General features: G+C 35.0%; 14 protein-coding genes. 11 read left to right on the top strand and 3 right to left on the bottom strand.

Going from position 1 to position 15,449, the window contains the following annotated elements; all coding sequences use genetic code 11:
* The first annotated feature begins 42 nt into the window (after nucleotides 1-42).
* A complete protein-coding gene (locus CRO00_RS16730) occupies nucleotides 43-321 on the top strand; it encodes a DNA-binding protein (protein WP_097074819.1) in 279 nt (92 codons plus the stop codon).
* Between the two features lie 547 nt (nucleotides 322-868).
* Nucleotides 869-1,933, top strand: coding sequence for a ribosome small subunit-dependent GTPase A (gene rsgA, locus CRO00_RS16720; RefSeq protein ID WP_237658459.1), 1,065 nt, complete (start codon nucleotides 869-871; stop codon nucleotides 1,931-1,933).
* 44 nt (nucleotides 1,934-1,977) lie between these two features.
* On the opposite strand, the gene CRO00_RS16715 is transcribed toward rsgA, so the two are convergent.
* Nucleotides 1,978-3,651, bottom strand: a complete 1,674-nt coding sequence (locus tag CRO00_RS16715) for a putative bifunctional diguanylate cyclase/phosphodiesterase (RefSeq protein ID WP_097074816.1) — start codon at nucleotides 3,649-3,651, stop codon at nucleotides 1,978-1,980.
* A gap of 546 nt (nucleotides 3,652-4,197) precedes the next feature.
* Between CRO00_RS16715 and CRO00_RS16710 the strand changes: the two genes are divergently transcribed.
* Nucleotides 4,198-4,686 (top strand): sigma-70 family RNA polymerase sigma factor, encoded by a 489-nt coding sequence (locus CRO00_RS16710; protein ID WP_237658458.1) that lies wholly within the window; start codon nucleotides 4,198-4,200, stop codon nucleotides 4,684-4,686.
* Nucleotides 4,679-5,857: a hypothetical protein gene (locus CRO00_RS16705; protein ID WP_097074814.1), complete on the top strand. Its 1,179-nt coding sequence runs from the start codon at nucleotides 4,679-4,681 to the stop codon at nucleotides 5,855-5,857. Before CRO00_RS16710 ends, CRO00_RS16705 begins: the two co-directional genes overlap by 8 nt.
* Nucleotides 5,858-6,129: 272 nt before the next feature.
* Here CRO00_RS16705 and CRO00_RS16700 read toward each other — a convergent pair whose 3' ends face one another.
* Entirely contained in the window at nucleotides 6,130-6,669 is a 540-nt protein-coding gene (locus CRO00_RS16700) for an ECF transporter S component (RefSeq protein ID WP_097074813.1), read from the bottom strand.
* A 309-nt stretch (nucleotides 6,670-6,978) separates the two neighbouring features.
* On the opposite strand from CRO00_RS16700, the gene CRO00_RS16695 reads away from it, so the two are divergent.
* Complete coding sequence (locus CRO00_RS16695; RefSeq protein WP_097074812.1) at nucleotides 6,979-7,815, top strand: pyridoxamine kinase; 837 nt, start codon at nucleotides 6,979-6,981, stop codon at nucleotides 7,813-7,815.
* A gap of 34 nt (nucleotides 7,816-7,849) precedes the next feature.
* Here CRO00_RS16695 and CRO00_RS16690 read toward each other — a convergent pair whose 3' ends face one another.
* Entirely contained in the window at nucleotides 7,850-8,974 is a 1,125-nt protein-coding gene (locus CRO00_RS16690) for a C40 family peptidase (protein ID WP_097074811.1), read from the bottom strand.
* A gap of 222 nt (nucleotides 8,975-9,196) precedes the next feature.
* On the opposite strand from CRO00_RS16690, the gene CRO00_RS16685 reads away from it, so the two are divergent.
* The 6 genes from CRO00_RS16685 to CRO00_RS16660 all read left to right on the top strand — a co-directional run bounded on the left by CRO00_RS16685 (nucleotide 9,197) and on the right by CRO00_RS16660 (nucleotide 15,427).
* Nucleotides 9,197-10,366, top strand: coding sequence for a CapA family protein (locus CRO00_RS16685; RefSeq protein ID WP_097074810.1), 1,170 nt, complete (start codon nucleotides 9,197-9,199; stop codon nucleotides 10,364-10,366).
* A 126-nt stretch (nucleotides 10,367-10,492) separates the two neighbouring features.
* A complete protein-coding gene (locus CRO00_RS16680) occupies nucleotides 10,493-10,702 on the top strand; it encodes a hypothetical protein (RefSeq protein ID WP_097074809.1) in 210 nt (69 codons plus the stop codon).
* A gap of 13 nt (nucleotides 10,703-10,715) precedes the next feature.
* Complete coding sequence (locus CRO00_RS16675; protein WP_161946718.1) at nucleotides 10,716-11,609, top strand: alpha/beta hydrolase; 894 nt, start codon at nucleotides 10,716-10,718, stop codon at nucleotides 11,607-11,609.
* A gap of 91 nt (nucleotides 11,610-11,700) precedes the next feature.
* Nucleotides 11,701-12,156: a DUF2269 family protein gene (locus CRO00_RS16670; protein ID WP_161946717.1), complete on the top strand. Its 456-nt coding sequence runs from the start codon at nucleotides 11,701-11,703 to the stop codon at nucleotides 12,154-12,156.
* 191 nt (nucleotides 12,157-12,347) lie between these two features.
* Nucleotides 12,348-13,118, top strand: coding sequence for a PAS domain-containing protein (locus CRO00_RS16665; RefSeq protein WP_097074806.1), 771 nt, complete (start codon nucleotides 12,348-12,350; stop codon nucleotides 13,116-13,118).
* 242 nt (nucleotides 13,119-13,360) lie between these two features.
* On the top strand, nucleotides 13,361-15,427 hold the full coding sequence (locus CRO00_RS16660) for an EAL domain-containing protein (RefSeq protein WP_097074805.1): 2,067 nt from the start codon (nucleotides 13,361-13,363) through the stop codon (nucleotides 15,425-15,427).
* The last annotated feature ends 22 nt before the right edge of the window (nucleotides 15,428-15,449 follow it).

Below are 15,449 nucleotides of genomic sequence, written 5' to 3'. Positions count from 1 at the left end.
AAGCGAAACCAATTGAGGATTGTTCTTGAAAGGGGATATTTAATGGATGCAGGCTTATTCTGGATAGGAGCAGGACTAGCATTTTTGGGCTATTTTATTGGGGATGGTTTAAAAAACTTGAAAAATCCAAAAGTTAATTACTCTGCGCAACCCACACTAATCGACGAAAGGGATCTTCATCTATATTTAGGGTTAACGAAAGAAGAAACAAAAGAATTGTTAAGTAAATATCCTGATGCACCAAAAGTTGTTTTGAAAGGAACTACCTACTACCCATATCAACGCTTTTTAGAATGGCTAACATCCAATGATATTTATTAAACGTCCATATGAAGCAAAATAGGAAGGTTATTAAAAAATGACTCACACTTTAAGAAGCCACTGAAAAACTAAATACCGATAAAAATTTATAGTAATTATTTGCTTCTAAATAGAAAGTGGGATTCACTTCGCTTTCCACGGGCTTGGCTTCAGCCTCCTCGTCGCAAGCTCCTGCGGGGTCTTCAGCTCAAGCTGTTCCCGTAGGAGTCTTCGTGAATCCCACTTCCTAAAAGATCTGAGCGTATTTTTATTATAAAAATTTATTAAAATCGACTTTTTCAGTGCCGTACACTTTAAGACTTTTTTTCTAAAGGGAATAGTCTGTCTTTTTTTAATCATCTTCTTATTATTTTCATTCCTAGTATTGTTGTCCAATTATATTCGTACCCTGATTTACATGTGATATAGTATTAAAAAATAAGAAAGGATGTTGCTTTTATGAATAACAACCAAAACTTGGAGATTGTAGCAAACAGGGAGGGATGTGCGAAATAAACCGATGCATAGAACCTCCCAAAAGTCTTGATTGAAACTTTAGGAGGAAATGATGTTGAAAAACCTAGGACTTACTGAAGAAATGTTACAAGCGTCTAAAGAATATAACGATTTTTCTATTGGTCGTGTATCATCCCAATCTAAAAATTTCTATAAAGTCATCACGGAACAAGGTGAAATTGCAGCAGAGATATCCGGAAAATTTCACTATCATGCAAAAGATTTATCCCATTATCCTGCTGTTGGAGATTTCGTTTTGATTGACACTACTCAAGGGACCGCAATTATCCACCACATATTACCGCGAAAAAGTGTTTTTGCACGAAAAGTAGCGGGTTCCAAACATGATACGCAAATTGTCGCAACAAACATTGATACAACTTTTATTTGCATGTCACTAAACAATGATTTTAATCTTCGCAGGCTAGAACGTTACCTTGCTATCGCTTGGGACAGCGGTGCAATCCCGGTCATTGTCCTGACAAAAGCAGATTTGTGTACAGATATTGAAGAAAGACTTGCTGAAATATCTTCTATTGCAATAGGTGTAGATGTATTGGTTACATCCAGTATTTCAAATGACGGATATAATTCACTAAAAAACTATTTCTCAGCAGGGCACACAGCAGCATTTATCGGCTCGTCAGGAGTGGGAAAATCTACGTTAATTAATCGGCTACTAGGTCAAGACATGTTAGATACAAGTGACATCAGAAATGATGATAAGGGAAGACACACCACGACAAGGAGAGAGCTGTTCATGTTGCCGAATTTAGGAGTCGTGATTGACACTCCAGGAATGAGAGAAATTGGAATTATTAGTTCTAATATCTCAAAAGCTTTTACTGATATTGATGAATTTTCCTTACAATGTAAGTTTAACGATTGTACACACAAAAATGAGCCAAACTGTGCTGTGCAAAAAGCAATTGCAAATGGCGTTTTATCCATTGAAAGGCTAGAAAGTTATTGGAAACTGAAAAAAGAAACGAAATATGAAGGCTTAAATTCGAAAATGATTGAAAAAGAGAAAATTAACACAATGTTTCATGACTTAGGTGGCATGAAAAACGCTCGGAAGTTTATAAAAGAACAAAAAAAGAAAAAAGGTAGATAAATATCAAAAGCTAAGTATGCCACACTGTTTGACATACTTAGCTTTTATTTGTTGAGGTGATTTAGAAATTTCTTCTCCATCTCTTCTTTTGGAAGAGGTCTACTTAAATAATAGCCTTGAATCATTTCAATCCCAAGAGATTGGATGACAGTAAATTGTTCTTCTTCCTCTATACCTTCTGCTACGACTTTTAGACCAATACTGTGAGCTATATTACTGACGGATTTTACAATTTCTTTTTTCGTTTTATCGGTAATATCGTTAATAAAGGATTTATCAATTTTGACAATATTAATTGGAAGTGAGCTTAAGTAACTGAGTGAAGAATAGCCCGTTCCAAAATCATCTAATGCGATATTTACACCAAAAAGCTGTAATTGCTTCAATTTACAATGTGTATCTTTCAGGCTTGTGATAGCCGTACTTTCTGTTATTTCTAAAGTTAAATATTGAGGCTCTAATTTAATTTTCAGTAGAATGTCTTTGATCTTTTCCACAATTCGATTATCCATTAATTGAACGTTTGATAAATTAACTGAAACGGTAAGGTCATGTCCTTGATTTCGCCATTTTTTCGTCTGTTTACAGGCTTCCTCTAACACCCATTCACCTATTGGCATAATTAAGCCAGTTTCCTCTGCTATCGGAATAAATTCCATAGGAGAAACAAAACCTTTTTCAGGGTGGTGCCAGCGTAGCAATGCTTCGGTTGCGATAACTTTATCTGTGTCGACATCTAGTTGCGGCTGGTAATAGACTTCTAGTTCATTATTACTGAGCGCTTTTCGTAAGTCATTTTCAAGTAATGACTTCGTTAGTATCTCTTCATTCATCGCATTCGTGAAGAATTGATAATTGTTGCGACCCTTTTCTTTTGCTTTATACATTGCCAAGTCCGCATACTTAATTAAGGTTGTAGCATCTTGCGCATCTGTTGGGAAACAACTAATACCGATGCTTGGCGAACAATGAATTTCTTTCCCATCGATCATAAAAGGTAATGACAAATTATGAATGATGTTTTTCATTATTACCTCAACATCAACGGGACAAACATCTTGAAGCAAAAGAATAAACTCATCGCCTCCTTGACGTGAAACAATATCCTTTTCTTCTACGATAGTTAAAATTCTTTTCGCCACTTCTTTAAGAAGAAGATCCCCAATTCCATGGCCATACGTGTCATTAACTACTTTAAAACGGTCTAAATCAATAAATGCAACGGCTAGATGCTTTTTGTTTTCCGATGTTTCTGCTATGATCCGTTCAATAATATAATTAAAATAATTTCGGTTCATTAAGCCTGTTAAAGTATCATACTGTGCAAGCTTCAAAATCTCTTTATTAGCTGCCTCTAGTTCTTCAGGGCTTGGAATACGAAGAAGTCTCGGCATAATAGCCCAAATCAAGATAGCTGTTCCTATTGATACAATTGCTGTGATAGTAGTTGCAACACTTTCTAAAGTGTTTAGTGATTCAAATGAAGTAAAGTGCGGTAAAACGTGCAATAAATGGGTAATCCCACAACATAAAATGAACAACGTAAAACATAAATACATCCATCTAAATTTAATTACCTTCTTTTTCCTCATGAAGAACACAATGGCAAGCGGTATCGTGAAATAAGCAAGACTTGTTAATAAGTCAGAGATCACCTTTATTGGGAGATGTGATGTATGAATAGAAGAAATGACTAAGCTGTTAACTATTGGACTCATGACAACATTCTCCTTTCAGAGAAGCAAAATAAATGTCCTTCATTTAAGGCATTTGCTAATATGTATGAATTAAAATTTATTATTCTACAAAAGGGAGAAAATATATGCGAATTTTTGATGCACATTTTCATATTATCGATTTCTTCTATACCAGCTTTGAACTGGTACTTTAACACAATTAATCGTTAGCTAAGACCTAATTCAAATGTAGGGCACTGAAAAAGTCGATTTTAATAAATTTTTATAATAAAAATACGCTCAGATCTTTTAGGAAGTGGGATTCACGAAGACTCCTACGGGAACAGCTTGAGCTGAAGACCCCGCAGGAGCTTGCGACGAGGAGGCTGAAGCCAAGCCCGTGGAAAGCGAAGTGAATCCCACCTTCTATTTAGAAGCAAATAATTACTATAAATTTTTATCGGTATTTAGTTTTTCAGTGCCCTATTCAAATGCAAGGTCTTTTTTACATTTTTTTGAAACGACAACCATTTGGCAATCGTTAATATATTACATAGGGAGGTGAATGAGATCATAAGAGAACTTGATATGATGATAGAAGAACATGCAGAACACATGCTCCAGCTAGCCTACTTTTACACGAAAGACCATTATAGTGCGGAAGATATCGTACAAGAAGTTTTCATCAAATTTATGAATGCACAATATGACGAACGCGGAAATTTGCGCGCCTTCCTCTCAAGAATGACAATTAATCAATCAAAAGATTACATAAAAAGTTGGGCTTATAAAAAAATTCAATTAAAAGAGAAGTGGACCGTTGAACGCGTAAAGAAACGAAAAGACGGGTTGTTAGTGGAAAATGAGAAAACTTTAATAGGTGAGGCTATTTTAGAACTACCACTACTATACCGAGAACCAATCATCTTGTATTACTTCCAAGAACTAAGCATACATGAAATTGCCATTTTACTACATACATCTGAAAACACAATCAAAACAAGACTTAAACGAGCGAGAGAAAAATTAAAATCACTTTTAAAAGATGAGGTGTGGGAGGTGTTAGAACATGAATGAAATAAAAAAGAGTTTAATAGAAGCTGCAGGAGATATGAGTGAAAGTAAAAAACGGGTGAAAATGACAATGCATCAACAGCCAAAACCCCACCCAAAACGGAACTTTCTAACAGCAATCACTGTTGTTGCTGTGTTAGGGTTATTCTTTATTGTCACTTCACTATTGTTGAATAATAACCATGAAGTTACACAGGCAACACTTTTTGATAAACATCAATATAATGTAATGCTAAAGATAAAAGGAACATTTGTATATTCGAATGATGTTGATGAAGAATATTTAAAGCAAGAAGTGTACGATAGCATTGAAAGAAATATTGCTTATTATGTATATGCGGAATCTTTAGGTTACGAAATTACTAAAACCGAAATAGAAAATTCCTATGAACAAATGATTCAATTTTTATATCAAAGTAAAGAGTCCAAACAATCGCACAAAGAATGGGCAAAATCCGCTAATCTTTCTTTAAAAGACTATGAACGATATATTTATAGCAATACGCCATACCGAGTGGCTCAAAACAAATTAGAAGAACATTTTATGGAGCAGTATCCTAAAATTGATCGCCTCATTGCAAATCAGCTTGCCATCAAAAATGCTGTACCTTATTTCCGACAACACTATACAGGTGATATCCAAGCTTTTAAGAAAAAACTAAACCTTCCATTAGTAGATTCAAATTTAGGGGAGGGGACAAAACTGTTAGGCCGTGTTGTTGAAGTTGAAGACAATATGTTTCTTGTAGAATCGTATTTAGAAAACGAAAGATACTGGGTTCCGCAAGATAACATACCTGATCTTAGTATCGGGGATATAGTAGAAGTATTTTATAAGATGCGATCTAATGATGAGTCTCCATATGTCACAGATATTTGGGACTTAAAAATGATTGATGACTATATGACAGAATCTTCTCAAAATCAAACAATCAACCTTACCATCCCAGAAGACAATATCTCAAAAGTAAAAGCTTTTATTGGTATGCTTCGATGGGATGAAGCAAACTTTGAAATGTCTCGTCCAGCTGATTACCAAATTGTATTAAAAAACATAACGTATCAAATTTGGTCGTACCAAGATGGATTTGTGCTACTCTCGTCAAGAGGTGAGTATCGAAAGCTTAATGAAGATTTTACAGAGGAATTATCGGAGTACTTAGGATTAAAATAGAGGGCTGCTTTCACGAAGCCACTGAAAAACTAAATACCGATAAAAATTTATAGTAATTATTTGCTTCTAAATAGAAGGTGGGATTCACTTCGCTTTCCACGGGCTTGGCTTCAGCCTCCTCGTCGCAAGCTCCTGCGGGGTCTTCAGCTCAAGCTGTTCCCGTAGGAGTCTTCGTGAATCCCACTTCCTAAAAGATCTGAGCGTATTTTTATTATAAAAATTTATTAAAATCGACTTTTTCAGTGCCCTAGCTTTCACAACCCTCTATTTTTTTACTTGAAATAAGAAATTTTCTTTAAAACGACACAAACTGGAATCGCAATGATAATTCCTAATACGTTTTGTACAAGATCTCCTGGAATTGAAGCAAGTGGCGCCACCCAATTGGAATAAAGAATTCCTTCACCTATGTAATAAACGGCTACCATAAATGGAATTGAAACAATTGTTGCGACTAAGTTTAACCCAATGCTGTTACCATCACGGCCCTTTGCATAGGCAATTTTCCCAACGATAAATCCTTGTAATCCACGTGCCACAATCGTAATTGGCGCCCACACTAACCATCCTCCAAAAATGTCGAACAAGCCCATTCCTAAAGCACCAGCAATCGCACCTTTTTTAGGACCAAATAGAATGGAAGCAATAAAAAGCATCGCTGTTCCTAGATGAACTAATCCTCCATTAGCAGTAATTGGTAGTTTAATATTCAAAAAGACCGTAGACACAAAAACAAGCGCAACTAACATCGCTGTAATGATTAAGTCAAAAGTTTGACTACGTGGCTTTGAATAACTTTGAGTATTTTGCATAACTTAGAACTCCTAACTGTTTGAATTTATCGATAACTTTAGCAAAGAACTGATTACGATAAAAGTGCCAATTTTGCAAAAAACTTAGTGGTCAGTTTTAAAAAAATGTGGTTTTGCCCGTTCACGTACGATTTCTGCCCACTCACTCGCAGATTTTGCCCATTCAAACTATCATTTTGTCCGTTCACTCGGGCATTTTGCTCACTAAGTCATCTTTTGTCCATTCAGCCACAAGTTTAGCCCACACGCCAAAATCCTTAAATTTATGGTAATATGAAATTTAGTTTTATCGATTTTGGAGGTTAGCTTATGAAAAAAGTAGCTGTCATACAGGATTTATCATCGTTTGGGAAATGTTCACTAACAGCTGTCATACCGGTCCTATCGGTAATGGGGGTACAAGCATGCCCTCTACCAACTGCCATTTTATCCGCGCAAACGGGATACCCAAGCTTTTTCTATGAAGATTTTACAACGAAAATGAACTATTTCACGGAAGAGTGGAGTAAACTAAATGTAACGTTCGAAGGAATTTACACAGGCTTTGTTACGGGCCAAGAGCAAATTACTAATATTTTTCAATTTTTAAATACATTCCAGACAAAAGACACTGCATTACTTGTCGATCCAGTAATGGGAGACGTAGGGGAAGTTTACAAACTATATACCGATGCACTCCTGCACCAAATGAGACAACTTGTAAAATGTGCAGATGTGATTACACCAAATGTAACGGAATGTTGCTTATTAACAGATATGTCTTATGAAAAATTACATAGTTATACAAATGACCATGATTTTATAAAAGCATTAGAAGAAGTTGGAACCCTTTTACAACAAGAAACCAATGCAAAAGTCATTATTACTGGTGTGAATCCGCCTGCATCAAATTTCATTGGCAATATGTATCTCGATGGAACAAAGACCTTCTATAGTCAGAACGAATATAACGGGGAAAATTATTCTGGTACAGGGGATTTATTTGCCTCTGTTATTATGGGAAGCTTAATGCGTGGGGAAGACTTAGAAAGCTCCGTTCAACTTGCGCAAAACTTTCTAACAGCCGCTATTCAAGACACAGTCAAAGAACAAATCCCGAAAGAAGCTGGAGTGAATTTTGAAAAATATTTAAAAATGCTATTATAAAAGGAGAACCCAAAATTGGATTCTCCTCACAACATTATAAATTTACTTTTTTGGCACCGAGATAACGAGCTTTCCAGTATGGATTATCCATAGATGTAATGATTATACCTACAGAAGAACTCGCATGAAGGAACGTGTTATCTCCAAGATAAATTCCCGCATGGCTTGGTCCTGCTTTATACGTTGTGTAGAACACTAAATCTCCTTTTTGTGGAGATGACACAGATGTTGTTGCATTCCAAATTGTTTCAACCGTACGAGGAATTGACACACCTACTTTACCAAATACGTAGTTTAGGAAACCCGAGCAATCGAACCCTTTAGGCGTACTACCTCCCCAAACATACGGAACACCAATATATTTTTTACCTTCTGCTATTAAAGCATCTACATTGAAAGCCTTTTCCGTTACAGGAGCAATGCTATCAGATGACAATTTTAACACCTGGCCAACATTCACGACATTACTTGTTAACCCGTTGAAAGATTTTAATTGATCAACTGTTATTCCATTCTTCGTCGCAATTCCCCATAGAGTATCCCCAGCTTGCACAGTATAAGTTTTTAAACTAGTTGTTGGTGCAACTTCATTCGATGCCGCAGTAGTAGATACTTTTAAAACTTGGCCAACGTTAATCGTATTACTTGTTAAACCATTCAACGATTTTAATTGATCCACTGATAAACTATGTTTCGCTGCAACTCCCCAAAGAGAATCCCCAGATTGAACTACATAAGTGTCCGTTTTTGTCGCAACCGGAGCTTGAGGAGCAGCAGCAACATTTGGCACATTTAACACTTGTCCAATATTAATTATGTCTGTTGTTAATTGATTAATCGATTTTAGTTCAGTTACCGTAATATTATTATTTCTAGCGATTAAAGTTAGAGTATCACCAGATTTCACCGTATATGAACTATATGTAGAATGACTATGTGGTGCAAGTAATGTTAGCTCTTGTCCAACAAGAATCGTATTTGAACCAAGGTTATTCCATGCTTGTAAATCTGAGACAGCAATATTATTTGAAGAAGCAATTCGCCATAGCGTGTCACCTGTTTGAACTTTGTAAGTCAATTCATGAGCCGAAGCTTGCGCTGAATATGCAGAGAACATAATTCCTACAGATGCCGCTACCGTTAAAAGTTGTTTTTTCAAATAAATCCGCTCCTTAGTGAGTCAGTTTTTGTCGAATCATCTCGACAGTCCAACTGTAACACGGATTATACATATGAAAAACTCCTTAAATATTGGCAACAAATCCTTCAATTACGCCTTGTTTTTTATAGAGTTTAGCGAAAATTAAGTAGAACCGCACATTTTAAAATAAGTGTAAAATTTTGTTACTATATGGTATATAATGGAACTTATTAGAGGAGGTTGAGAAACATAAAAAAACTTTTTCTTTTAATTGCAATTATTATTATCACCGGTTGTTCCAATCTTACTGAAACAAAGGTCATTAAAGAATATCCACCGCTAACGGAAGAAGCTCCACGACCTAAACCAAAAAAACCTGAACATTTTTCAGCTTCTATTTCCGCAGTAGGAGATATCTTAATTCATTCTTCAGTTTATAACGATGCATATATCGGGAATAATCAATACGATTTCACGAAAATGTTTACGCATGTAAAACCATACCTTGAAAGCACTGATATTACTTTTGCAAATAGCGAAAGTATCATAGGTGGGCAAAAAATAGGTTTATCGCATTATCCGCGCTTTAATAGTCCTTTTGAAGTGGGAAATGTCTTAAAAGATGTTGGAGTGGATGTCGTCAGTATGGCCAATAACCATACGCTAGATCGTGGGGAAGAGGCAATACTAAACGCAACGAAACATTGGAACGACCTTGGTATTACCTATGTTGGCGCAGCAAGAAATAAAGAAGAAACAGAGCAAATTAAAACATTGACTGCAAATGGCATTACCTTTGCATTTCTAGCTTATACTTACGGAACGAATGGACTAGTTACACCAAAAGGAAAAGAATACTTAGTCAATTATATTGACGAAACAAAAATAAAGATGGATATCCAAAACGCGAAAAGTTTAGCAGATGTAGTTGTTGTGAGTCTTCATATTGGAAATGAATACGAGCGAAAAATTAGTGACTATCAAGAAAAAATCGCTCAATTAGCTGCAGATAGTGGCGCACATATTATTTTTGCTCATCATCCTCATGTGTTACAGCCCGTAAAATGGTATGAAGGCACTCATGGGAACAAAACTTTTGTCATTCATTCATTAGGCAATTTTTTATCAGCACAAGATGAACTTTATCGACAAATTGGAGCCATCATGCAGTTAGATGTGAATAAAACCATCACCTATGATAGAGAAGGGAATGCATCTTCCACTATAGAAATAACGAACCCGAGCCTTCTTCCTACTTATGTAAAGTTTAGCAATTGGAAAGACTACGAAATCATCCCTTTACATAAAGTATCGAAAGAAGTATTACCAAATCGAGATCAATTATACGGAGAAATTAAAACATACATGTCACAGTACGTTCCTGAACTGTTTTTCATTGAAGATCATTAACATAATACCAAAAGCCAAGTTTTTAGGAAATTCACCTCTAAACTTGGTTTTTTTATTTTGTCATAGACGTCACACCATTGGTTAACCTAAATTTTAAGAATATTTTATCTATTGGAGGTAGCATTCTTGTTGGAGTTCAAAGTCACTTATTTTTTTGATGAACAGCATTATGTCAGAAGATTTATCCATGTTGAATCCCAAAGAGCAGCGGAACGACTTATACAAAGCGAACGCGACCAGTATATCTCATTTACCGATAGCCGCGGGATTTACCATGAACTTAACACAAGTAACGTGCGGGTGGTGCAAATATCACAATATCATCGAAAAACATGAAAGGAGAGATGGTATGCCCTTACACCATTATATTGAACAATATTTTCAAAATAATCCACAAGCACGACAATTAGGTGTTCCAGTTGAAAATCCTCCGATAGATAAACGTCCTAAAGTGTTGAAAATAGAGGAGTTACAGGTTGAGGTTGATACGCATCAAATCCCCATTCGTGTTTATACTCCTGAGGAAAAACCCCCATTGCCACTTTTTATTTACTTTCATGGTGGAGAATATGTGCAAGGTGACCTCGAATCAAATGATGTCTCATGCCGGTTAATTTGCTCCTTGTCTGGAGTAAAGGTGATTGCAGTAGACTATCGATTAGCATCAGTTCATCCTGCTCCAGCTGCATTCCATGATTGCTACAATGTAACAAAATGGGTGGTGGAACATGCCAAACAACTTGGTGGGGTTGCTACAAACATTATGATTGGTGGTGCAAGTGGCGGTGGAAACCTTGCCACAGTAGTTGCATTAAAATCAATTGTCACAGGAGATTTCCAGTTGGCAAAACAAGTGTTACATTATCCAGCTGTTGACTTAGATGAAAAAATTAAGGGTAGTGAATATCAATCCCGAGAACTGTACAACGCAAGATATGGTCTAGATATTGCTGCGGGACATGCCTCATTGAAACATGAAGATCTAGAAAATCGTAATTTTATTTCACCAATCCATGCTGACACGAAACTCTTGGCACAAATGCCGCAAACATTAATTTTCACAGCAGAATACGACCCACTATGTGATGAGGGTGAAATGTATGCTGAAAAATTAAAGGAAGCAGGGGTAGATGTAAAATTAGTTCGATTTGACGGTGATATTCATGGTTTCATGCAACGATTCCCAGGATCTCCCGACTATATGCGGGGTTATGACATAACATCTGAATTTTTAATTGGTTAAACATAGGGAGCGTCTAAATCAGATGCTCCTTTTTAATATTTAACCTATTAATGACGTATACATAACTATACTAACAATATGGGGTGGAATGTTGGAAATTCTTTTTAAACTGTTGTTATTATTACACATTTTAGGCGCAATATGCGGTCTTGGTGCAACTTTTGCATCACCATTTATTATGAAAAATGCACGAAATGTACGAACAGCTGCCTATGCACATATGGTCAATGGGAAAGTGGAGAAATTAGCAAAAATAGGGAGTATTACTTTATTATTAACAGGTTTAATTATGGCGATCATCCATCCTTATTTGTTCAAGGAAGGTTGGTATATTTTATCCATTATTTTATATATACTTACTCAACCAATCGTAGCTTACCTTATTCCAAAACATACGAAAACACTCGTATCAATTTTAGAACAAGCAGAGGGAGATGTACTTCCTTATGACTATATCCAAGTTTCGAAAAAAATTGCGCCACTAACAATTACAGCACAAATTTTATTAGTCATCTTAGTTTTTCTTATGGTATTTAAACCATTTTAATAAGCAAAAAGGGCGTTCTCATTTTTTTGAGAATGCCTTTTTTTTGGTAAACTTATACGATGGTACGAAGATATTCTCAAAATAGGAATAGGTTCCTATCAAAATGAGAACTTGCGGGGATATATTCGTTATACGTTTTTCAACTATGATTAAGAAGCAGTTTTCGTACTACATTGGAGGTAACACTTTTTATGTCTCTTATCAATCAACCTAATAGATTCACTGACTATACACTCTATCAATTTCCTTCATCAAAACTAAACAATTCTAACGACAGTGTATTTATAATAGAACTTTTTGAAAACCAATTTGTATATAGATATGCAAACAACGCTGGTTTAGACCTGATTCAACTTACAGGAAGTGTGGAAGGAAAAACCTTCGAGGATCTTTTTCCACCTTTCGAAGTAGCGTTTTTAAGAAAATATTATCTCATGGCAGCATCTTCAAATCAAAACGTTACTTTTACAACTGTTAAACGGGGCCACGGTTATTATGAAACTGAACTAACGCCAATTAGACATTCAGATTCCTTATATTTTTTAACTGTTGTCCGTGATATTTCTAGCAAATTCGAACAACTAACAAACCCTTTAATATTAGAAAATCCAACGAATAATAATGAATACCAACTTGATGACCATTATGTAGAATTCACATTAGATTATGATGGATATTTCTACCAAGCAAATAAGGAGATAGAAAAGATCATTGGCTATTTACCTTTTGAACTAGTTGGGACAAACTTTACGCAACTTCTTTCCTTTAAAGAAATTTTTAAAGTTAAACAACACTTCCAAAAAGCATTAGATGGACAAACTATTACTTTTGAAACAGAACTAATCCATAAAAATATGAAAAGCACCAACATTGAGTTAAAACTAAAACCTTTCTATAAAGATGGAAGAATAAAAGGTGTTTCTGCTATTGCTGTAAAAAAGCGCGCTATTAAGTATTCTTAGTTTTTTTTACACTCCAAAAAATATCCTCTGATTGTAATATTTTTAATAACTTTTTTACAATCAGAGTATTTTTATTTGACCGTTACCGACAAATCTATTCCCCCTATACCTTTCTACCCATTTCCAATGATTTAATATTTTGTTTTGTTCCCCAAATAACTACCATTCCTTCGTACTAATATGGTATCCTTTTCTAAATACGATGAAGTTCTATAGTCAATGAAGGGTGGAGATTTTAATAGATGAATCAAATAGATCAGATAAATATTCTTTTAGTAGATGATCGCCCTGAAAATCTATTAGCGTTAGAAGCTATTATAGAGCAAGAAGATTACAATTTAGTGAAAGCTTATTCGGGGGAAGAAGCGCTAAAATACCTGTTAAAATACGATTTTGCCGTCATATTATTGGATGTTCAAATGCCTGGAATGGACGGTTTTAGTACTGCGAAAATTATTAAAGCTCGGGAAAAAACGAAAAACATCCCAATCCTTTTCATTACTGCTAATAATTTAGACTCTGAACAGATCTTTATGGGGTATTCTGTCGGTGCAATTGACTATATTTTAAAACCCTTTGACCCGCTTATTTTAAAGTCAAAAGTTGCTAGATTTGTAGAACAATATATTCTTCGTCAAAAACTAATAGCCCAAACAAAAGAATTAGAAGAAAAAAACAATGTTATACAGTATATGGCCTACCACGATGGTTTAACAGAATTGCCAAACCGAAGAATGTTAAATGAACAAATTATTCAGAAAATTAACAAATCAAAATATGTAAATGAGCCATTGGGTGTCATGTACTTAGATTTAGATCGCTTTAAATATGTGAATGACTCTTTAGGACATTTAATGGGCGATAAACTTCTACAGCTAGTCGCTAAAAGATTGCAATCTACTCTTCGTGAAGAAGATTTTGTTGCCAGAATTGGTGGCGATGAATTTGTGATTTTACTCACAAACAGTGATCGCGACGAATGTTTAATGGTAGCGCAAAACATTTTGGAAGCTTTTAAACAACCATTCTACTTAGATACTTATGAGTTTTATATTACAACATGTATCGGTCTTGCTGTTTTTCCTTATGACGGGGAAGATTCGATTTCCATTTTAAAAAATGCTGATGCTGCTTTATACAGAGCAAAAGAGCAAGGGAAGAATAAATACAAAGTTTTTCATTCTGGTATGAATATAGAATCATACAGAACCTTTTTACTTCAAAGCGATTTACGTAAAGCAATTGAACGAGATGAACTTTCACTCGTTTTCCAACCAAAGATCAATGTTCAAACTGGGAAAGTTAGTAGTGTTGAAGCACTTGTTCGATGGAAACATCCAAAATGGGGCATGATACCACCGAATGAATTTATCCCACTAGCAGAAGAAATTGGCGTCATTATGGATATTGACAAATGGGTTTTACATAATGCTTGTAAACAGATAGCTCAATGGAAAAATAATGAATTAAGTTCGATTCGTATTGCGGTCAATTTTTCTGCCCAACATTTTATTCAACAAAACTTAGTTACTGAAGTAAAAGAACAATTAGAAATGACCAACATTGACCCAACGCTATTGGAAATCGAAATAACCGAAACAGCACTTTTAGGTAATGAAGATTTTATTATTACCACTTTACGAAAGTTGAAGGAACTAAATATTCATGTAAGTCTCGATGATTTTGGAACAGGCTACTCATCATTAAATTACTTAAGAGTCTTTCCCTTTGATACTGTGAAAATTGATAAAGCCTTTATTCAAGAATTAACACAACAAGGTGAAAAAAGTCATGCCATTGTTGAATCGATTATTTACTTAGCGAATAAACTTGCCATTAATGTTGTGGCTGAAGGTGTAGAAACAATTGAACAATTAAATATTTTAAAAGAATTGTACTGTAATGAATATCAAGGCTACCATTTTTGTAGACCATTACCACCAGCAGAACTCTTTGAATTTTTGGAAAAATACGAAAAAATACGAGTAGTATCACCAACGAAATCGGAAAATTTATATGAAAACGTTATTGAAATGCCAAAAGAAAACTTAAAACTAAATCATGACATCGTAAAAACAGCTATCCAACAAGTGAAAACTTCTTACTCACTATCAACGAGAGAAGTAGATGTTTTTTCTTTAATTGTTGATGGTCTTAGCAATAAAGAAATTTCCGAAAAGCTTTATATAAGCGAACATACAGTAAAAAATCATATCACAAATATTTTTTCAAAATTAAATGTTTCAGATCGTGTACAGGCCATTGCATTAGTGTATGAAACATGTATTCAAAAAGAAGAAGTTCAATAATCGCTTTGAACGGAGAGTGTTT

The sequence above is a fragment of the Ureibacillus xyleni genome (genome assembly GCF_900217795.1).
GTDB classification, from domain to species: domain Bacteria; phylum Bacillota; class Bacilli; order Bacillales_A; family Planococcaceae; genus Ureibacillus; species Ureibacillus xyleni.
This window is presented reverse-complemented; position numbering and strand designations above follow the sequence as displayed.